This is a genomic window from Agromyces sp. NPDC057679, from assembly GCF_042799635.1.
Lineage (GTDB): Bacteria > Actinomycetota > Actinomycetes > Actinomycetales > Microbacteriaceae > Agromyces.
The window spans coordinates 544,694-562,719 of record NZ_JBHVIK010000002.1; the positions used below are offsets into that span (position 1 = coordinate 544,694).

Annotated in this window: 21 protein-coding genes; 9 read left to right on the forward strand and 12 right to left on the reverse strand. The window is 72.1% G+C overall.

The genetic code is table 11. From position 1 onward, the window contains the following. Nucleotides 1-76 precede the first annotated feature (76 nt). Nucleotides 77-502, forward strand: a complete 426-nt coding sequence (locus ACFVAJ_RS09445; protein ID WP_376943435.1) for a hypothetical protein — start codon at nucleotides 77-79, stop codon at nucleotides 500-502. Between the two features lie 115 nt (nucleotides 503-617). Here the strand turns inward: ACFVAJ_RS09445 and purF are convergent, their stop codons facing one another. Then, entirely contained in the window at nucleotides 618-2,075 is a 1,458-nt protein-coding gene (purF, locus tag ACFVAJ_RS09450) for an amidophosphoribosyltransferase (protein ID WP_376943437.1), read from the reverse strand. A gap of 100 nt (nucleotides 2,076-2,175) precedes the next feature. After that, nucleotides 2,176-2,685: a carboxymuconolactone decarboxylase family protein gene (locus tag ACFVAJ_RS09455; protein ID WP_376943439.1), complete on the reverse strand. Its 510-nt coding sequence runs from the start codon at nucleotides 2,683-2,685 to the stop codon at nucleotides 2,176-2,178. A 74-nt stretch (nucleotides 2,686-2,759) separates the two neighbouring features. Between ACFVAJ_RS09455 and ACFVAJ_RS09460 the strand changes: the two genes are divergently transcribed. Further along, nucleotides 2,760-4,151 (forward strand): PLP-dependent aminotransferase family protein, encoded by a 1,392-nt coding sequence (locus tag ACFVAJ_RS09460; RefSeq protein WP_376943441.1) that lies wholly within the window; start codon nucleotides 2,760-2,762, stop codon nucleotides 4,149-4,151. Nucleotides 4,152-4,162: 11 nt separating this feature from the next. Here the strand turns inward: ACFVAJ_RS09460 and ACFVAJ_RS09465 are convergent, their stop codons facing one another. Both ACFVAJ_RS09465 and ACFVAJ_RS09470 read right to left on the reverse strand, forming a co-directional pair. Further along, nucleotides 4,163-4,597 carry a PaaI family thioesterase gene (locus ACFVAJ_RS09465; RefSeq protein ID WP_376943443.1) on the reverse strand — a complete coding sequence of 145 codons (435 nt, stop codon included), beginning with the start codon at nucleotides 4,595-4,597 and terminating at the stop codon, nucleotides 4,163-4,165. A 29-nt stretch (nucleotides 4,598-4,626) separates the two neighbouring features. Next, a complete protein-coding gene (locus ACFVAJ_RS09470; protein WP_376943445.1) occupies nucleotides 4,627-5,238 on the reverse strand; it encodes a zinc-binding alcohol dehydrogenase in 612 nt (203 codons plus the stop codon). A gap of 85 nt (nucleotides 5,239-5,323) precedes the next feature. Between ACFVAJ_RS09470 and purM the strand changes: the two genes are divergently transcribed. Next, the gene (gene purM, locus ACFVAJ_RS09475) at nucleotides 5,324-6,436 is read left to right on the forward strand and encodes a phosphoribosylformylglycinamidine cyclo-ligase (protein ID WP_376943447.1); all 1,113 of its coding nucleotides are present in this window, start codon (nucleotides 5,324-5,326) and stop codon (nucleotides 6,434-6,436) included. Nucleotides 6,437-6,444: 8 nt separating this feature from the next. Beyond that, a complete protein-coding gene (locus ACFVAJ_RS09480; protein WP_376943449.1) occupies nucleotides 6,445-7,251 on the forward strand; it encodes an LLM class flavin-dependent oxidoreductase in 807 nt (268 codons plus the stop codon). A 41-nt stretch (nucleotides 7,252-7,292) separates the two neighbouring features. Here the strand turns inward: ACFVAJ_RS09480 and ACFVAJ_RS09485 are convergent, their stop codons facing one another. Further along, nucleotides 7,293-7,502 carry a DUF3073 domain-containing protein gene (locus tag ACFVAJ_RS09485; protein ID WP_157423457.1) on the reverse strand — a complete coding sequence of 70 codons (210 nt, stop codon included), beginning with the start codon at nucleotides 7,500-7,502 and terminating at the stop codon, nucleotides 7,293-7,295. 188 nt (nucleotides 7,503-7,690) lie between these two features. On the opposite strand from ACFVAJ_RS09485, the gene ACFVAJ_RS09490 reads away from it, so the two are divergent. After that, entirely contained in the window at nucleotides 7,691-8,866 is a 1,176-nt protein-coding gene (locus tag ACFVAJ_RS09490; protein ID WP_376943451.1) for an FAD-dependent oxidoreductase, read from the forward strand. A gap of 25 nt (nucleotides 8,867-8,891) precedes the next feature. On the opposite strand, the gene ACFVAJ_RS09495 is transcribed toward ACFVAJ_RS09490, so the two are convergent. Both ACFVAJ_RS09495 and ACFVAJ_RS09500 read right to left on the reverse strand, forming a co-directional pair. After that, complete coding sequence (locus ACFVAJ_RS09495) at nucleotides 8,892-9,311, reverse strand: DUF1801 domain-containing protein (protein WP_376943453.1); 420 nt, start codon at nucleotides 9,309-9,311, stop codon at nucleotides 8,892-8,894. Between the two features lie 9 nt (nucleotides 9,312-9,320). Further along, the gene (locus ACFVAJ_RS09500; protein WP_376943455.1) at nucleotides 9,321-11,447 is read right to left on the reverse strand and encodes an APC family permease; all 2,127 of its coding nucleotides are present in this window, start codon (nucleotides 11,445-11,447) and stop codon (nucleotides 9,321-9,323) included. 94 nt (nucleotides 11,448-11,541) lie between these two features. Between ACFVAJ_RS09500 and ACFVAJ_RS09505 the strand changes: the two genes are divergently transcribed. From ACFVAJ_RS09505 to ACFVAJ_RS09520, 4 genes are all read left to right on the forward strand, one after another. Then, on the forward strand, nucleotides 11,542-12,165 hold the full coding sequence (locus tag ACFVAJ_RS09505; RefSeq protein WP_376943457.1) for a hypothetical protein: 624 nt from the start codon (nucleotides 11,542-11,544) through the stop codon (nucleotides 12,163-12,165). A 106-nt stretch (nucleotides 12,166-12,271) separates the two neighbouring features. Beyond that, nucleotides 12,272-12,943, forward strand: coding sequence for a copper resistance protein CopC (locus ACFVAJ_RS09510; RefSeq protein WP_376943459.1), 672 nt, complete (start codon nucleotides 12,272-12,274; stop codon nucleotides 12,941-12,943). A 16-nt stretch (nucleotides 12,944-12,959) separates the two neighbouring features. After that, entirely contained in the window at nucleotides 12,960-13,493 is a 534-nt protein-coding gene (locus ACFVAJ_RS09515; protein ID WP_376943461.1) for a copper chaperone PCu(A)C, read from the forward strand. Next, nucleotides 13,493-14,749: a Dyp-type peroxidase gene (locus ACFVAJ_RS09520; RefSeq protein ID WP_376943463.1), complete on the forward strand. Its 1,257-nt coding sequence runs from the start codon at nucleotides 13,493-13,495 to the stop codon at nucleotides 14,747-14,749. The genes ACFVAJ_RS09515 and ACFVAJ_RS09520 overlap by 1 nt, the downstream gene beginning before the upstream one ends. A gap of 125 nt (nucleotides 14,750-14,874) precedes the next feature. Here ACFVAJ_RS09520 and crcB read toward each other — a convergent pair whose 3' ends face one another. The 5 genes from crcB to ACFVAJ_RS09545 form a co-directional block, all read right to left on the reverse strand. Beyond that, nucleotides 14,875-15,255 (reverse strand): fluoride efflux transporter CrcB, encoded by a 381-nt coding sequence (gene crcB, locus ACFVAJ_RS09525; RefSeq protein ID WP_376943465.1) that lies wholly within the window; start codon nucleotides 15,253-15,255, stop codon nucleotides 14,875-14,877. Further along, nucleotides 15,252-15,686 (reverse strand): CrcB family protein, encoded by a 435-nt coding sequence (locus tag ACFVAJ_RS09530; RefSeq protein ID WP_376943467.1) that lies wholly within the window; start codon nucleotides 15,684-15,686, stop codon nucleotides 15,252-15,254. Before ACFVAJ_RS09530 ends, crcB begins: the two co-directional genes overlap by 4 nt. A gap of 9 nt (nucleotides 15,687-15,695) precedes the next feature. Then, entirely contained in the window at nucleotides 15,696-16,238 is a 543-nt protein-coding gene (locus tag ACFVAJ_RS09535) for a GNAT family N-acetyltransferase (RefSeq protein WP_376943469.1), read from the reverse strand. Between the two features lie 134 nt (nucleotides 16,239-16,372). Beyond that, complete coding sequence (locus ACFVAJ_RS09540; protein ID WP_376943471.1) at nucleotides 16,373-17,059, reverse strand: PadR family transcriptional regulator; 687 nt, start codon at nucleotides 17,057-17,059, stop codon at nucleotides 16,373-16,375. Next, nucleotides 17,056-17,946: a DUF4097 domain-containing protein gene (locus ACFVAJ_RS09545; protein WP_376943473.1), complete on the reverse strand. Its 891-nt coding sequence runs from the start codon at nucleotides 17,944-17,946 to the stop codon at nucleotides 17,056-17,058. Before ACFVAJ_RS09545 ends, ACFVAJ_RS09540 begins: the two co-directional genes overlap by 4 nt. Between the last annotated feature and the right edge of the window lie 80 nt (nucleotides 17,947-18,026).

Here is an 18,026-nt window from a genome sequence, read left to right on the forward strand (position 1 = left end):
GGCGGCCGGCGGAGACGCCGGCCGCCCCTTCGTCGTCCCGGGGCGATCGCACAGCCCGATGCGGGACAATGGAAGGGTGAGCGACACCCACGATCAGCCCGAGACCCCCGAGCCCGCCGGGCAGGTGCCGGCCGAGGCATCCGCGACGCCGACCGAGTCGGCGCCCGAGCCGCAGTACCGCACCGAGGCGAGCCGCGACGAGGTCGTCGTTCGCCGTTCCCCCCGTTACGCCGCGTTCATGCTCGCGGGCGCCGTCGTCGGCGCGATCGTCGCCCTCGTGCTCTCGTTCTCGTTCGCCCCCAGCGACGCCGAGCTCGCGAGGCGCGTGGCCGACGACTTCACCTACAGCCAGGGCCAGGTGTTCGGCTTCCTGCTCGTCTGCGGCGTGGTGGTCGGCGGCGGCCTCGGCGCGCTCGTCGCGCTCGTCGTCGACCGGTCGATGTCGCGACGGACCACCCGGGCGCTCGCCGAGCACGACGAGACGCACCGCGTCGACGGCTAGGACAAAGGCCAGCCGGGGTGCCTCTCGGCTCGGGCATGACGTCACTGATACCTGAGACGGATCAGTGACGTAGCAGCGCGACGGGCACACCCCCGGGGGCGTGCCCGTGCGCCGATCAGCTCAGCTGCGTGCGCTCCACCCAGCCGAGGTACTCCTCGGTGACCGTGCCGGTGACGTACTCGCCGGTGAAGCACGAGAGATCGAGCTGCTCGATCGAAGTGCCCTCGGTGATCGCGGCCTGGAGGTCGGCGACCTCCTGGTAGATCATGTGGTCGGCGCCGAGCTCGGCCGCGATCTCGGGGATCTTGCGGCCGTGCGCGATGAGTTCCTGCCGGCTCGGCATGTTGATGCCGTAGACGTGCGGGTAGCGCACGGGCGGGGCAGCCGAGGCGAACGTCACCTTGTTGGCGCCGGCGTCGCGGGCCATCTGCACGATCTGCTGCGACGTCGTGCCGCGCACGATCGAGTCGTCGACGATGAGGATGTTCTTGCCGCGGAACTCGGTGCCCATCGCGTTCAGCTTCTGGCGCACCGAACGCTTGCGCTCGGCCTGGCCCGGCATGATGAAGGTGCGGCCGACGTAGCGGTTCTTGTAGAAGCCCTCGCGGTACTCGATGCCGAGCTTCTGCGCGACCTGCATCGCCGAGGGGCGGGACGAGTCGGGGATCGGCATGACCACGTCGATGTCGCCGAGCGGCATGTGCGTCGCGACCGTGTCGGCCAACCGGTCGCCCATGCGCAGGCGCGACTCGTAGACCGAGATGCCGTTCATGACCGAGTCGGGGCGGGCCAGGTAGACGTACTCGAACGAGCACGGCACGAGGGTCGGGTTCTTCGCGCACTGGCGCGAGATCATCTCGCCGTCGAGGGTGATGAAGATCGCCTCGCCGGGCTCGACGTCGCGCACGATCTCGTAGTCGCCGTTCTCGAGCACGAGCGACTCGGAGGCGACGATCCACTCGTCGCGGCCGGCGTCGGTCACGCGCTTGCCGAGGATGAGCGGACGGATGCCGAAGGGGTCGCGGAACGCGAGCAGGCCGTAGCCGGCGATCAGCGAGATGACGGCGTACGAGCCCTCGACGCGCTCGTGCACGTTCGCGACGGCCTGGAAGATCTGGTCGGGGTCGAGCTCGAGGCCCTTGATCTGCCCCTGCAGCTCGGTCGCGAGCACGTTGAGCAGCATCTCGGTGTCGCTCGTCGAGTTCACGTGGCGGCGGTCGATCGAGAACAGCTCGCTCGAGAGCTCCCGCGTGTTCGTGAGGTTGCCGTTGTGCACGAGGATGATGCCGTACGGCGCGTTCACGTAGAACGGCTGCGCCTCCTCCTCGCGTTCGGCGGCGCCCTTCGTCGTGTAGCGCACGTGGCCGAGGCCCATGTTGCCGATGAGCGAGCGCATGTCGCGGGTGCGGAACGCCTCGCGCACCTGCCCCCGCGCCTTCGCCATGTGGAAGACGGGGCCGTCGGCGGTGGCGATGCCCGTCGAGTCCTGCCCGCGGTGCTGCAGGAGGAGCAGGCTGTCGTAGATCTGCTGGTTGACGGGCTCGGTGGAGACGATGCCGACGATGCCGCACATGCGAGCGATGGCTCCTCGTGGGGGTGTGGTGAGCGACCGGATCCGGCCTCGTCGATTCTCCCACACTGCGCGGGTGAGCCCGCCGTGCGCGGGCGGTCGCTCAGATGCGCAGCTTCGGCCGCCAGCCGCGGGTCGAGACCGCGAGCTCGTTCCACGCGTTGACCGACACGATGAGCGCGAGCAGCGCCGCCAGTTCGTCGTCGGAGAATGCGCCGGATGCCTCGTGCCAGACGTCGTCGGGAACGTGCGTCTCGGACAGCCGGGTGACGGCGTCGACGAGGGTGAACGCCGCCCGCTCGCGCGCCGTGAAGAAGTTCGACTCGGGCCAGACCGCGACGGCGTAGAGCCGCTGCACGGGCTCGCCGGCCGTCACCGCGTCGCGCGAGTGCAGGTCGACGCAGTAGGAGCAGCCGTTGAGCTGGGAGGCGCGCAGCCGCACGAGCTCGCGGAGGCCCTTCTCGATGCCCGCGCGGTCGGCCTCGGCCTCGGCCGCCTCGTCGAGTGCGGTCACGGCACGGACGAACGCGGGGGCGACGCCGTCGAGGTCGAGGCGGCGAACGGGCGCGACGGGGGCGGCGGGAGGGGCGGATTCGGTGATCGTCGTGGTCATGGGAATCACGCTACGGCGGGCTCGTCGCGCTGGTAACGTCCAATCCCATGGCACAGGATTGGGCCGATTCCGGATTGGATCTGCACGTCGAACTCGACCCTCGACGCAAGGCCGCCTCGCTCGAGGAGGCGCTGCGCGGCGCGGTCGTCGACGGACGGCTCGAACCGGGCACCCGACTGCCGCCGACCCGCACGCTCGCGGTCGACCTCGGCATCGCCCGCAACAGCGTCGCCGAGGTGTACGCGCGGCTGGTCGGCGAGGGCCGCCTCGAGGCCCGCGTCGGATCGGGCACCTGGGTGCGCGAGGTCTCCGCGCCGGCACCCGGCGCTCGCGTCGACCGTTCGACCCGGTTCGACCTCGACCTGCGGGGCGGGCTCCCCGACTCGTCGGGCTTCGCCCGCTCGGCGTGGGCGCGCGCGGTCGCGCGGTCGATCGCCGATGCGCCGGCGGCCGCCTTCGCCTATGGGGCGCCCGAGGGGGCCGTCGAACTGCGCCGGCCGCTCGCCGAGTACCTCGCCCGCACCCGCGGTGTGGTCGCCGGCGCCGACGACGTCGTGGTCGCCCACGGCTTCGGCGAGCTGCTCTCGCTCGTCGCCCGGGCGATCGCCGCCCGTGGAGGCCGGCGCATCGCGGTCGAGGCGTACGGGCACGCCTCGCACCGCTCGGTGCTCGCCGCCGCCGGGCTCGAACCCGTGCCGGTCCCGCTCGACGCGGACGGCCTCGTGGTCGAGCGACTCGACGGCCTCGGCCTCGACGCCGTGCTCGTGACTCCCGCCCACCAGTTCCCCACTGGGGTGCCGCTCTCGGCCTCGCGCCGTGCGTCGCTCGCCGAGTGGGCGCGCGCGGCCGGGGCGATCGTGATCGAGGACGACTACGACGGCGAGTTCCGGTTCGACGGGCGCGCGATCGGGGCGTTCCAGGCGATCGCGCCCGAGCAGACCGTCTACGGCGGCACCGCGAGCAAGTCGCTCTCGCCGGCGCTCGGCATCGGCTGGGGCGTCGTCCCGAAGAGGATGCGCGACGAGGTGCTCGAGCAGCGACGGCTGAGCGGCGCGGCGACCGACGCGATCTCGCAGCTCGCGCTCGCCGCGCTCATCGCCGCGGGCGACCTCGACCGGGCGGTGCGCGGTGCGCGCCTGCGGTACCGGGCCCGGCGCGAGCGGTTCGAGCGCCTCGTCGCCGAACGGCTGCCGGGCACCCGCGTGGCCGGCCTCGAGGCGGGCCTCCACTGCCTGCTCGAGCTGCCCGACGGAGTCGGCGAGCTCGACGTCGAGCGGGGCGGCGCCGCGCTCGGCCTGCGCTTCGGAGGCCTCGCCGGGTACGCCGCGGATGCCGCGACGGCCGCCTCTCGGCCGCCGACGATGGTCATCGGCTACGGTGCGCCGCCCGAGCACCGCTTCGACCGTGCGGTCGCCGCGGTGGTCGCGTCGGTCGAGGGCGCCCGCGAGCCGAAGAGGCCGCGGTAGGCGGAGACGGGTCAGTACTCCGAGGGCTTGGGCAGCACCGCCATCGTGCAGCGCGAGATGCAGACGAGCTTGCCGTCCTCCTGCGTGATCCTGATCTCCCACACCTGGGTCGTCCGCCCGCGCGTCAACGGCGTCGCCTCGCCGTAGACCCAGCCGTCGGCGATGGGGCGCACGTGGTTCGCATTGATCTCCATGCCGACGCAGTAGAACTGCGCGGGGTCGACGGTGAAGGTCGCGCCCCAGCTCGCCAGCGTCTCGGCGAGGGCGACGGATGCCCCGCCGTGCAGCACCCCGCCGGGCTGGCGCGTGCGCCCGTCGACCGGCATGCGGCCCTTCAGGGAGGTCTCGGTGATCTCGGTCATCTCGATGCCGAGCGCGCGGAGGGCCGTGCCCTCGCTCCGGGAGTTCGCCCACTCGACCTGCGGTTCGCCGTGCCAGATGCTCATGCCCCCGAGTCTGTCACCGGCACCCGATCTCAGGCGAGTTCGGCGATGATCGGGTGGATGGCGTCATCGAACGCCGAGGCATCCGATCGCAGCGTGTCGGTGACGGCGACGGTCATCGCCCCGATCCACCAGACCCCGACCCCCGCGAGGGGTAGCACCTCGACGTTGAGTTCGAAGGAGTGCGCCCGCCGGCCCACCTCGCGCTCGTGCTCGGCGATCGTGCCGGCATACGCGCGGTACGAGTTGCCCAGTCGCGCGGCCGAGACGCTGCGGTAGTTCTCGTGCGCCCACTCGGCCCAGGCCCGGGCGGCCTCGGCGTGCGGCACCACCGCGGAGGCGAGCACCTCGGCGCCCGACGTGGGCAACGCCATCTCGGTATCGAACGCCGGCACCAGCTCGAGCGGCACGGGCGAGGGATGCCCCTCGGGCTCGACCGTCATCGCCCACCAGGCGCGCCACTGACGCTCGAGCAGGTCGTGCTGGTCGATCTCGAGCCGCTGGCCGACGGCACCCACATCGCGCAGCCGCGGCAGCTCGACGGGCGAGGCGATCGCGAGCACCTCGCGCAGGTAGAGGGCGAGGAGTACCGGGCGACTCGCGTTCTCACGGATCACCCACGATGGTGTGGCCCCCGGTGCCATGGTCGAATTCTACGCTCGCGTGCTGCGCCGCGGCCCGGTGCGACGGGGCGACACGCCGTCGTCCCAGCACGGGTACCCTTGACGGGTGAGCGCGAACTCGTCATATGCCGCTGCCGGAGTCGACACCCGGGCGGGGGATCTCGCCGTCGAACTCATGAAGGAGGCGGTCGCCGCCACCCACGGGCCCAATGTGCTCGGCGGGGTCGGCGGCTTCGCCGGTCTCTTCGACCTCTCGTTCGTCAAGGACTACGAGAAGCCGCTGCTCGCGACCTCGACCGACGGCGTCGGCACGAAGATCGCGATCGCGCAGGCGCTCGACAAGCACGACACCATCGGCCAGGACCTGGTCGGCATGGTCGTCGACGACATCGTCGTGGTCGGCGCGAAGCCGCTGTTCATGACCGACTACATCGCGTGCGGCAAGGTCGTGCCCGAGCGCATCGCCGCGATCGTGACCGGCATCGCCCGTGCGTGCGCCGACACCGGCACCGCGCTCGTCGGCGGCGAGACCGCCGAGCACCCGGGCCTCATGGGCCGTGACGACTACGACGTCGCGGGCGCCGCGGTCGGCGTGGTCGAGGCCGACCGCCTGCTCGGCGCCGAGCGCGTCGGCGACGGCGACGTCGTCATCGCGATCGAGTCGAGCGGCCTGCACTCCAACGGCTTCTCGCTCGTGCGCCACATCCTCGCGAACGCGGGCCTGCACTACGGCGACACCGCGGCCGAGCTCGGCACGACCTGGGGCGAGGCCCTGCTCGAACCGACCCGCCTCTACACCGGTCCGCTCGTGCAGTTGCTCGCCGGCGCGCACGGCACTGCCGTGCACTCGCTCTCGCACGTCACGGGCGGCGGCATCGCCGCGAACCTCGCCCGCGTGCTCCCGATCGGCTCGCGCGTCGAGCTCGATCGTGCCACCTGGTCGCCCGCGCCCGTGTTCCGCGTGCTCAACGAGCTCGCCGGCACGACGCTCGAGTCGACCGAGGGCACCTGGAACCTCGGCATCGGCTTCTTCGCCGTCGTCGACGCCGGGTCCGCAGCCGCGATCATCGCCGAGCTCGAGACCCTCGGGCTTCCCGCATGGCAGGCCGGCACGGTCGCCTTCGGCGACGCGGCCACCGCCGCGGCCGACGGCTGGGAGCAGGGCGCCAAGGGCGTCGACGGCGGCGCGGTGCGCCTGGTCGGTTCGTACGCGAGCTGAGCCGTCGCATGCGCGCGCGGGTCTCGTTCGGCATCATCGGCACGACCGAGGTCGGCGCCGTCGCCACGCTCGCGCCGCGCCTCGAACGGCTCGGCTTCGAGACCCTGTGGGTGAACGACGTGCCCGGCGGCGACTCGCTCGCGCGCCTGAGAGCTGCCGCCGAGGCCACCGGACGGCTGCGCCTCGCCACGGGCATCATCCCGATCGACCGGCGCCCGGTGGCCACGCTCGACCTCTCGGGCATCCCCGCCGAGCGCACGGCGCTCGGCATCGGGTCGGGACGCGCCGAGCGGCCCCTCGGCCTGATGCGAGCGGGGATCGAGGAGCTCCGGGGGCGGAGCGAGGCATCCATCGTGCTGGGCGCCCTCGGACCGCGGATGCGCCGCCTCGGCGCCGAGCTCGCCGACGGCGTGCTGCTCAACTGGCTGACCCCCGCCGCAGCGGTGGCCGCGACGGCCGAGCAGCGCGCGGCCGCCGCCCTGGCCGGCCGCTCGCCCGAGGACGGGCGTGTGGTGACCTACGTGCGCACCATCGCCGACGAGGCGGCCCGCCCGGCGCTCGAGGTCGAGGCGCACAAGTACGAGCAGGTGCCCGCATATGCCGCGAACTTCGCGCGGCTCGGCACGGGCGCGCTCGACGCCACCATCTCGTCGGCCGCGAGGCTCGCCGACTACCTCGCCGACGGCGTCGCCGACGAGGTCGTCGTGCGAGCGATCACACCGACGAACTCACTCGACGAACTCGAACGGTTCGCCGAGACGACGGCCGGATGGGTCGACGACGCGGTCGCGGGCGCACGCTTCAGCGAGGAGTGACGAGAGTCGATGAGGTGCGTCGGTGACCGTGACGGTGGCGACTACGCGCGCTGCTCGCGCTGTTCGTCGCCCGCGAGATAGGTGTCGTCGTCATCGGCGTACTCCGCCCACTTCGACGCCTCATCGCTGTAATCGTCATGCTGCGAGCTGGTGAGCTCGCGCTCAAGCGCGTTGTAGTCGGTGTTCGGGCTGAAGTACTTCAGCTCCCGAGCGACCTTGGTGTGCTTGGCTTTCTGACGGCCGCGCCCCATGCGTGACCCCCTTACGACATCTGGCCGGGTGGGATTTGGTCTTCACCCGGCGCTCATCTGATAAATGAATTCGTCCAGCCGCCAGTTTAGCACCGGCCGATCGCACCCGACGGCGGTCTCCACAGCGTGGCCGTATGCCCTCAGCGGACATGCTGCGAGCACACAGCCAGACATGCTGAGATTGGGGTGTGAACACGAGCCCCGAACGCGTCAAGGTGGTCGTGATCGGGGCCGGTCAAGCAGGGCTCTCGGTCGCGTACTACCTCCGTCGTTTCGAACTCGTCGCCGGGCAGGACTTCGTCATGCTCGACCGTGCGCCCGGCCCCGGCGGCGCCTGGCAGCACCGATGGTCGTCGCTCCGGCTCGGCACCGCCCACCGGGTGAACGACCTCCCCGGGCTCGCCGAGCTCGGCCTCAGCTTCGACACCGCCGATCGCGCGCTCCCGGCGAAAGACGTCGTCGCCGACTACTACGGACGCTTCGAGGAGCACTTCGACCTGCAGGTGCGCCGACCGATGAACGTGCGTTCCGTCTCGAACGAGGGCGTCGACCTCCTCGTCCGCTACGAGGACCTGAGTCCCCAGCCCGTCGAGGAGCTGAAGACCCGGGGGCTCTTCGGCCGCCGGCGCAAGACCTTCGAGGCGCCGCAGACCGTCGGGGCGCCGCAGCTCGAGCTCTCGACCCAGTTCCTCGTCAACGCCACGGGCACCTGGGGCTCCCCGTTCGTGCCGTTCTACCCGGGCATGGGCGAGTTCGCCGGGCGCCACCTCCACACCTCCGACTTCAGCTCGGCCGAGGACTTCCGCGACCAGCACGTCGTCGTCGTCGGCGGCGGAACGAGCGCGATCGGGTTCATGCTCGAGCTCGAAGACGTCGCCGCGGGCCTCACCTGGGTGTCGCGTCGGCCCATCGACTGGATCGATCGCCAGGAGCTCGACCTCGAGGGCGCCTCGGCGGCCGTCGCCATGCAGGACGAGGCGGCGCGCTCCGGGCGGGCGCTGCCGTCGATCGTGAGCGGCACCGGCGTGCCCAAGAGCCGTCGCATCGCCGCCGGCATCGAGCGGGGTCTGCTCGTCGCCCGGCCCATGTTCGACCGCATCGAGGGCGACCGGATCGTCTGGGACGGCGAGCAGCAGGGCACCGCCCGCGCCGACGCGATCATCTGGGCGACGGGGTTCCGGCCCGAACTGCGCCACCTCGCGCCGCTGAAGCTCCGTGAGAAGGCCGGCGGCGTGATGGTCGGGCAGGGCGCGGCGTGGAGCGACCCGCGCGTCTTCCTCGCCGGCTACGGGCCGCAGGCCTCGACGATCGGCGCGAGCCGGGCCGGCCGCATGATCGCCCGCCAGATCATGGCGATGCTCTAGGCGCGTCCCGAGACGCGCGCGCCGCTCACTGCTCGGCCGAGTCGTCAGGCGGAGTGACGGCCTCGTACGACTCGCGCACGAGGGCCTCGAGCACCTCGAGGTCGACGTCCTCGAGGTTCTTCATGTAGAGGCATCCGACACCCGTCGTGTGCGGCCCCAGCCGCTCGAGCAGTTCGGGATGCTCGGTGAGCCCGGGCACGAGGTACACCGTCATGGCCGTCTTGCGCGGCGAGAACGCCGCCGCCGGGGTCACGCCCTCACGGCCGCTGTCGTACCTGTAGTGGTACTCGCCGAACCCGACGATCGAGGGGCCCCACATGTAGGCGGTCTCCCCGGTCACGCGTTCCATGAGGGCGAGGAGCGTCGCAGCGTCGCGCCGCCGCACCCGATGCGTCACCCCGTCGAGGAACACCTCCACCGGGACATCCGTGCGCCCTGTCGCCATGCGGGCAGCCTACCGCCCGCGCTTCGACTCGCTCTCGGCGAGCGGGCGGCGCGGCACGGGACGACGGGGCTCGCCGCGGCGGTCCTGGCCGGGCAGCGGGCGCGACCGCCGACCGTACAGCAGGTCGGAGGAGTCGAGCAGCCAGGGCACGAGCGCGACCGTGACGCCGTGCACGAGCATGAGCTTCTGCCGGATGCGTCGGGCCTTGTGGTTGTGCAGGATGTTCTCCCACCAGTGCCCGACGATGTACTGCGGCATGTAGACCGTGATCACCTCGGAGCCGTGCTCCTCGCGGTGCTGCTTGATGTACTGGATGAGCGGGTGGCTGAGGTCGCGGTACGGCGACGACAGGATGCGCAGCTTCACGTGGATGTTCATCTTCACCCACTCCTTCTTGAGCTGCTTCGTCTGCGCCTCGTCGATCGAGACGTGCACGGCCTCGAGCGAGTCGTGGCGTGCGGCGATCGCGTAGTCGATGGCCTTCAGGGTGGGCTTCTGCATGCGGCCCACCAGCACGATGGCGTGGTCGCCCGCCGACCCGAACGTCGTCGTCGGGTCGACCTCGATCTCCTTCTCGACGTCGCGGTAGTAGCGGTGCACGCCCATCATGAGGAAGAACAGGATCGGCATGAGCACGAACACGATCCAGGCGCCGTGCGTGAACTTCGTGACCGTGACCACGATGAGCACGACTGCGGTCATCGCCGCACCGATGGCGTTGATCACGAGCGCGCGCCAGATCGCGCCGCGGGTGAGCGGCTTCGAGCCCTCGGCCTGCGCCTGGGCCTGCGCCTGGGTGGCGGCGTGCGGCTTCCCGGCGCGCGAGGGGTGCGAACGGTCGGGGGCGCGAAGCGCGCGCAGCCAGTGGCGGACCATGCCGGTCTGCCCGAGGGTGAACGACACGAACACGCCGATGATGTAGAGCTGGATGAGCACCGTCAGGTTCGCCTGGAACACGATCAGGATGACCGAGGCCGCCAGCGCGAGGATGAGCACGCCGTTCGAGTAGATCAGGCGGTCGCCGCGAGTCGAGAGCGACTTCGGCGCGTAGCCGTCGCGGGCGAGCACCGAGCCGAGCAGCGGGAAGCCGTTGAAGGCCGTGTTCGCCGCGAGCAGCAGCACGAGCGCCGTGGCCGCCTGGATCACGTAGAAGAACAGGGTCGAATCGCCGAAGGTCGCCGCCGCCACCTGGGCGATGAGGCTGCGCTGCGGTTCGGTGGCGCACTCGGTCCAGCCGATGAGATGGCACGGATCCTCGGCGTAGTGGACCTGCGAGATGATCGCCAGCGCGGTGAGGCCCGCGAACAGCACGATCGCGATGCCGCCCATGAGGACGAGCGTGCGCTGCGCGTTGCGCACCTTCGGCACCCGGAACGCGGGGACGCCGTTGGAGATCGCCTCGACGCCGGTGAGGGCGGAGCATCCGCTCGCGAAGGAGCGCAGCAGCAGGAGGATCATCGCCGCCTGCGTCATCTGCTCGGCCTGCACTTCGAAGGCGGCCGACTCGGCGACCGGCGGATCGCCGAGCAGCGTTCGGCCGAGCCCCACGACGACCATGACGAACACGCTGCCGATGAAGAGGTACGTCGGGATCGCGAAGGCCTTCGACGACTCGGAGACGCCGCGCAGGTTGATCGCCGCGAGGATCACGACGAAGAGGACCGCGAGCTCGACGCGGAACGGGTTCAGCTCGGGGATCGCGGAGATGATGTTGTCGACGCCGGAGGCCACCGACACGACCACCGTCATGACGTAGTCGACGAGGAGCGCGGAGGCGACCACGAGGCCCGCCTTCTCGCCGAGATTGCGGTGGGCGACCTCGTAGTCGCCGCCGCCCGAGGGGTAGGCGCGGATCAGCTGCCGGTAGCTCGCCACGACGGTCACGAGCAGCACGATGACCGCGAGCGCCACCCACGGCGCGAAGCTGAGGAAGGCGAGGCCGCCGACCATCAGGATCATCAGCAGCTCCTGCGGGGCGTACGCCACGGACGAGAGCGGGTCGCTCGCGAAGATCGGCAGTGCGAGGTGCTTCGGCAGCAGCTGGCCCTCGAGCTTCTCGGTGGGCAGCGGGTCGCCGATGATCCAGTGCTTCGGCGACTTCAGTTCTGCAGGCGGTTCGCCCGCTTCGTTCGTCACGGCGGATGACACTACTCCTGCGCGGGCTCATGTCAAGGCGGACTTGCTACAGTTGAGGCGCTCTGCCCCGAACACCGACCACTGGGAGCCCGACGTGAACCGTGCGACGCAGCTCGCGCGCGGCGCCGCGACGGCCTCGGTCGCGTTGTTCCTCGCGGCGTTCTCGCACGGCGTCGCCGGTGGCGAGGCGCCCGGCGGGGTGGGGCTCGCGCTCGCCGGAATCGTGGCGCTCGGCGCCTCGGTCGCGTTCGTCGGCCGGCGCAGCTCGCCCGTCCGCACGGCGCTCGCGGTGCTCGTGAGCCAGGGTGCGTTCCACCTCCTGTTCGGGGTGGGCGCGGGGACAGGCACCGGGCAGTTCGTCGTGAGCGGCCACGGGCACCACGAGACGGTCTCGTTCGTCGACGCCGGCGCTGCGGCCGCCTCCTCGGCGGTGCATGCCGGGCACGGCGACACGGCGATGCTCGCCGGCCACGTGCTCGCCGCGGCGCTCACGATCGTGTACCTGCTCGTCATCGAGCGCGCCGCCTGGTCGGCGCTCGCCGCCGCGACCCGCCGCTTCGTGCTCGTGCTGAGCGGTCGGGCGGCGGAGCCGGTTCCGGTCGCCGCGCCTTCCCGCCTTCTCGGCCTCGGCGCCTCGGCGCAGCCGCGGCTGCGCTCGCGACTCCGCTTCGCCGCCCTCCGCTACCGCGGCCCGCCCTCCCTCCTCGCCTTCGCCTGACCCTCCGCCGTTCGGCGGAACATCACGAAGCCTCCGGATGCCTCGCGCCCCACTCGGCGCAGTACGGCACGTCGTCCGTCCGGAGCACGAGGAGAGAGACTCCCGAATGAACCAGCGCACCACCGCCGCGACCGCCGCGGCCCCCTCGAACCGCCTCCGCACCGCCCTCGTCGCGGCCGCCGCCGTCACCTTCGCCGCCGCCCTCGCACTCACCGGCGGCACCGCCGCGCAGGCGCACGACGAGCTGATCGGCTCGAGCCCCGAGCCCGGCCAGGTGTTCGACACCGCACCGACCGAGGTCTCGCTCGAGTTCTCGAACGACATCATCGAGGTCGGCACCGCGGTCGTCGTGGTCGACCACCACGGCGAGGAGATCGAGGTCGGCGACCCCGTCATCGCCGGGGCGAACGTCACCGCGAGCCTGCCGGCCGACCTCTCGGGCGACTACCAGGCGCGGTGGCGCGCCGTGTCGAGCGACGGCCACCCCATCGAGGGCACGATCGACTTCGGCGTGGGGGCCGACGCGACCGGCACCTGGACCGAGGAGGCTCCGCACGACGACGCTGCGAGCAGCGACGCCGACGGCGAGCACGCCGACGGCGACCACGCCGAGGACACCGCGGCGAGCGGCCCCGACGGCTGGGCCGTCGCCGGGTTCGTGGTCGGCGGCCTCGGGGTCATCGCCCTCATCGTCGCGGTCATCGTGAACGCGCGCCGCAAGAGCGCCGGTCCCGGCGCGGGCAACGGCTCCGACGCCGGCAACGGCCCGACCGCCTGAGCGCGAGAACACGATCATGCAGCGACACACCGCGATCACCCCTGCCTTCGGGGCGGCCCTCGCCGCCCTCCTGCTCCTCTCGGGATGCGCCGGCACCGCCGGCGCCGCCACGGGCGAGACCGCCGCACCGACGGCCGCGGCCGAGGCTGCGGCATCCGTCACCGTCGAGGAGGCCTGGGTCAAGGCCGCCGATGACGGCATGACCGCCCTCTTCGGCGACGTCGTGAACGACGGCGCCGACGCCACGCTCGTCGGCGCCTCGACCGACGCCGCCGAGATGGCCGAACTGCACGAGACCGTCGAATCCGACGGCACCATGCAGATGCGCCAGAAGGAGGGCGGCTTCGAGCTGCCCGCGGGCGAGACCTTCGCGCTCGAGCCGGGCGCCAACCACGTCATGCTCATGGGCCTCGCCGGCCCCCTGCTGCCGGGCGACGAGGTCACCGTCACCCTCGAGTTCGACGACGGCTCGACCCTCGAGGTCACGGCGCCGGTGAAGGACTACGCGGGCGCCAACGAGCAGTACGACGACGGGCACGAGGCGCACTGATGGCCGGCGAACCCGGCGACTCCGGGTTCTCGCGGCGGCAGCTCCTGTTCGGAGGCGCCGCCGCGGCCGGAGCCGGCGCGGTGAGCGTGCTCGGGGCGCAGGCGATCGGCGGCGCGCTCACGGCTGCCGCGAACGCCGACGCCGCGGCAAGCGCCGCGGCGGAGGCGGCCGCGGCGCTCGAGACCGCCGTCGGCGAGGCGGTCGTGCCGTTCCACGGCGCCCGCCAGGCCGGCATCGAGACCCCGCCGCAGGCGCACGCGCGCTTCATCGCCCTCGACCTCGCGCCCGAGGTCGACGCCGCGGCCATCCGCCGCCTGCTGCGGGTGCTGAGCGACGATGCCGCGCGCATCACGCAGGGGCGCGCGCCGCTCGCCGACACCGAACCCGAGCTCGCGCTCATGCCCGCCCGGCTCACCGTCACCTTCGGGTTCGGCCCGGGGCTCGTCGAGCGCGCAGGCGGCACGGCGCCCGAGTGGCTGCGCCCGCTGCCCGCCTTCGGCATCGACCGGCTGCGGCCCGAGTGGAACGGCGGCGACCTGCTGCTCCACCTCGGCGCCGACGACCCCGTCACCGTCGCTCACGCCGCCCGCATGCTGCTGAAGGACGCCCGCTCGTTCGCGAGCGTGCGCTGGTCGCAGCAGGGGTTCCGCCGTGCGGCGGGTGCCGAGGCATCCGGGTCGACGATGCGGAACCTGTTCGGGCAGCTCGACGGCACCGTCAACCCGGCACCGGGCACGGCCGACTTCGACGAGCTCGTGTGGCACTCGGGCGACCCCGCCTGGCTCGCCGGCGGCACCTCGATGGTGCTGCGGCGCATCGCGATGGACCTCGACGGCTGGGACCGCGTCGACCGGCCCGGCCGCGAGGCCTCGGTCGGGCGCAAGCTGGGCAGCGGCGCGCCGCTCACCGGCGAACGCGAGCACGACGAGCCCGACTTCGAGGCGCTGACCCCGGTCGGCTTCCCCGTGATCGGCGACTTCTCGCACCTGCGCCGCTCGCGCACCGACGTGCCCGGTGAGCGCATCTTCCGGCGCGGCTACAACTACGACGAGTCGCCCGCCGACGGGTCGATCTCGGACGCGGGGCTGCTGTTCGCCTCGTACCAGGCCGACGTCGACCGGCAGTTCGTGCCGATCCAGCGCCGGCTCGACGAGCTCGACCTGCTCAACGAGTGGACGACGCCGATCGGCTCGGCGGTCTTCGCGATCCCGCCTGGCTGCGGCGAGGGCGGGTACGTCGGCGAGACGCTCGTCTGACGCACGAGGGGGGCGGATGCCACGGGGCGCGCGCCGCTGGTCGTGCAGGAGAATTGCACTGAACTGCGCTGTCGGGCGCCGATGGGGCCCATTCTCCTGCACGAGCAGCAGCATGGGCTCGAGGGTCAGCGGAAGGCGAGGTACGCGGCCGCGGCCGCACCGAGCCCGAGCACGAGCGTCACGGCGACGTTGAGCACCGCCGCGCGCCACCGGCCGCCCGTGGCGAGCTCGATCGTCTCGACGCTCCAGGTGCTGAACGTCGTGAGGCCGCCGCAGAACCCGGTGACGAGCACGAGTCGCAGGTCGCCGTCGAGCGCCGCCCGATCGGCGAGGCCGATGAGCGCACCCGCGACGCCCGAGCCGACGACGTTCACGATGAGGATGCCGCCCGGCAGATGCCCCGGTCGCACCGGGAAGGCCTTCGAGAGCAGGTAGCGCAGCACCGCGCCGACGGCCCCCGCGCCCAGCACCGCCGCGACCACGAGCGGACTCAGCGAGCCGCTCACAGGGTGGACCCCGCATCGCTGACCTCGTGCGGCATCGGGCGATGGGCGAGGCGCGAACCGAGCTTCAGACCGAGGGCCGCGAGCAGCAGCCCGCCCGCCACCGACACGAGCAGGTAGAGGGCGCCGAGCCAGGCCTCGCCCTCGCGGGTGAGCACGAGGAGCGACGCCATCACCGCCGAGAGCGTGGTGAACGAGCCGATGAGACCCGAACCGAGCCCGGCCTTGAGCCAGGTGGGGGTCGTCGGTCTCGTCCAGAGCCCGCCGACGAGCCAGCCGAGCGCGAGCGTGCCGAGCAGGTTCACGATGAGGGTCTCGACCGGGAACTCGGCGTCGCCGTGCGGGAACGCGAGATCGAAGGCGAGCCGCAGGCCCGTGCCGACCACGCCGCCGACCGCGACGGCGAGGAGCGTCAGGGCGGGGGAGGAGCGCACGAGTCGAGGTTACGCCCCGCGGTCGTCGCCGGGCTGCTGCCCGGGGGCGTGTGCGAGCTCGGCGACCCAGTCGTTCGTGCGGAGCACCCCGCCGCCGACTTCGAAGTCCTCCTCGCCGAGGAGGGTGAAGCCGGCCTTGCGGCAGACCGCGTTCGAGGCGGGATTGTCGATGCTCGGGTACGCGTGCACCGGCAGCGTCTCGCCGGCGCTGCGGGCCGCCTCGAGCATCAGCCGCACGGCCGCCGGGGCGATGCCCCGGCCGCGATAGGCGGACTCGACCGACCACCCGCTCTCGAGTGCGGGAGCGCCCCGCCACTCGTGCTGCCAGTAGCCGACGATGCCGACGCCCTCGGGGTGCCCGGCGATCGTGATGCGGAACTGCTGCCCCCGCCCCTCGCGGGCGAGGCGCAGGTAGCGCTCGTGCCGGGCCTGCACCTGCTCATCGGTCTCGACCCCGCCGACCCAGTCCATGAGCTCGGGCGTGTTCGCCCGGCGCAGCAGGTCGAGGTCGCCCTCGGACCACGGGTGCAATTCGACGTGGTCCTCGCTCATGCCGTCATCGAATCACGGCCCACCGACAGCGGCAACGGGAGGAGATCGCACGATCGGGAGGACTCCGCGCGGGATTCGCTCCTCCCGATCGTGCGATCTCCTCCCGATCTGCAGCGACGTAGCGACGCAGCGCGTCAGCGCTGGAGCGTGGCGACCACGTCGGCGTGCACCTGGGCGAGCCGGGCCTTCAGCAGGGTGACCGTCTCCTGCGGCACGAGCCCGCGATGCGCCTGGGTGCGCAGTTCGGTGCGCAGCTTCTGGCGGAACTCGTTGAGCACGAGATCGGCCTCGTGCACCGCGCGCGTCGACTCGACCCGGGCATCGACGCCCGCGGCCCGGGAGCCGTCGTCGTCGCCCACGGTGGTCGTCGAGCCGGAACCGGAGCCGGACGTCGGCCCCGCTCCGGAGGCCGTCGTGGTGTTCGCGGCGCGCTTGGCCTCGCGCGCGGCGCTCGCGAGCTCGGCTCGCAGCGAGCGCATCGCGTCGTTGACCTCGGCGCGCACGCCTTCGGCGAGGCGCCTCACCGAGTCGGTGACCTCGTCCTCGATGGCGTCGAGCTCGTGCCGGCGGGCGTCGAGCTCGGTGCGCCCGGCGTCGGTGATCTCGTACACGGTCTTGCGACCGTCGCTCGTCTTGGTGACGAGCCCCTCCTCCTCGAGCTTCGAGAGACGGGGGTAGATCGTGCCGGCGCTCGGCGAGTACGTACCGCCGAAGCGGTCGGAGAGCGCCTGGATCAGCTCGTAGCCGTGCCGCGGCCGCTCCTCGAGCAGGGCGAGCAGGTAGAGGCGCAGGCTGCCGTGGGCGAAGACGGGCGGGGTCATGCGGATGCCTCGTCGCCCGTCTCGCTCGACGACCCGGCGCCGGCCGCCGCCGCGTCGGCGGTGGCCGAGGCGGGCTGCGTCGCCGGCTCGCGCCGGATCACCGAGATCGAACCCGAGACGCTGTTCGCGCCGAGGTCGAGCCAGCGGCCCGCGAGCTCGCCGGTGACCCGCTCGAAGCCCTTGCCGAGCACCCCCTTGATGGTGGTGTCGTCGATGAGCACGGTTCCGCCGACGGTGTTGACCCGGTAGCGCGCGCCGCTGCCGCCCTCGAAGCGCACGGTGAGGTCGCCCGCGACGGTGTTGGTGTCGATGCGGTCGGGGGTGCCGAACGCGTCGAGCATCATGTTGCCCGAGACGGTGTCGACGTTGAACGATCGCACGTCGCCCGTCGCGACGATGTCGCCCGAGACCGTGTGGCCGGTGATGCGGCCGGTGTGGTTGCCCGCCGAGATCTCGCCCGAGACGCTCGACAGCTCGACATCGCCCTCGTGGTTGTCGAGCACGAGCTCGCCCGAGACGGTGCTGAGCTTCGCATCGGTCGTGAACCCCGAGACGAGCGCGTCGCCCGAGACGACGCCGAGCTTCAGGGCGACGTCGCGCGGCGCGAGGATCGAGACCTGTGCCTTGGCGTTGCCCGCCCAGCCCTTGAAGGCCTCGATGAAGTTGTCCCAGCGGAGCTGCGGGTGGTCGATCTCGAGGGCGTCGCCGTCGATGCGCACCATCAGGTCCTTGCCGGTGACGCCGGTGATCTCGACGCGGGCGCCGGGCTCGTCGTGGGCGATGACGTCGACCTTGCCGCCGATGAGGCCGACCTTGAGCTTGCGCACCAGCTCGAGGTCGATGACCCGTGATTGGCCGGGGGTGATGACCCACTTCTCGATCGTCATGTCGTGTGCTCCTTCGTGTTCGAGGCGATGCCCACGGCATCCGGCCCTCTGAAGTCCTTGTATCGCGATATATCGCGTTC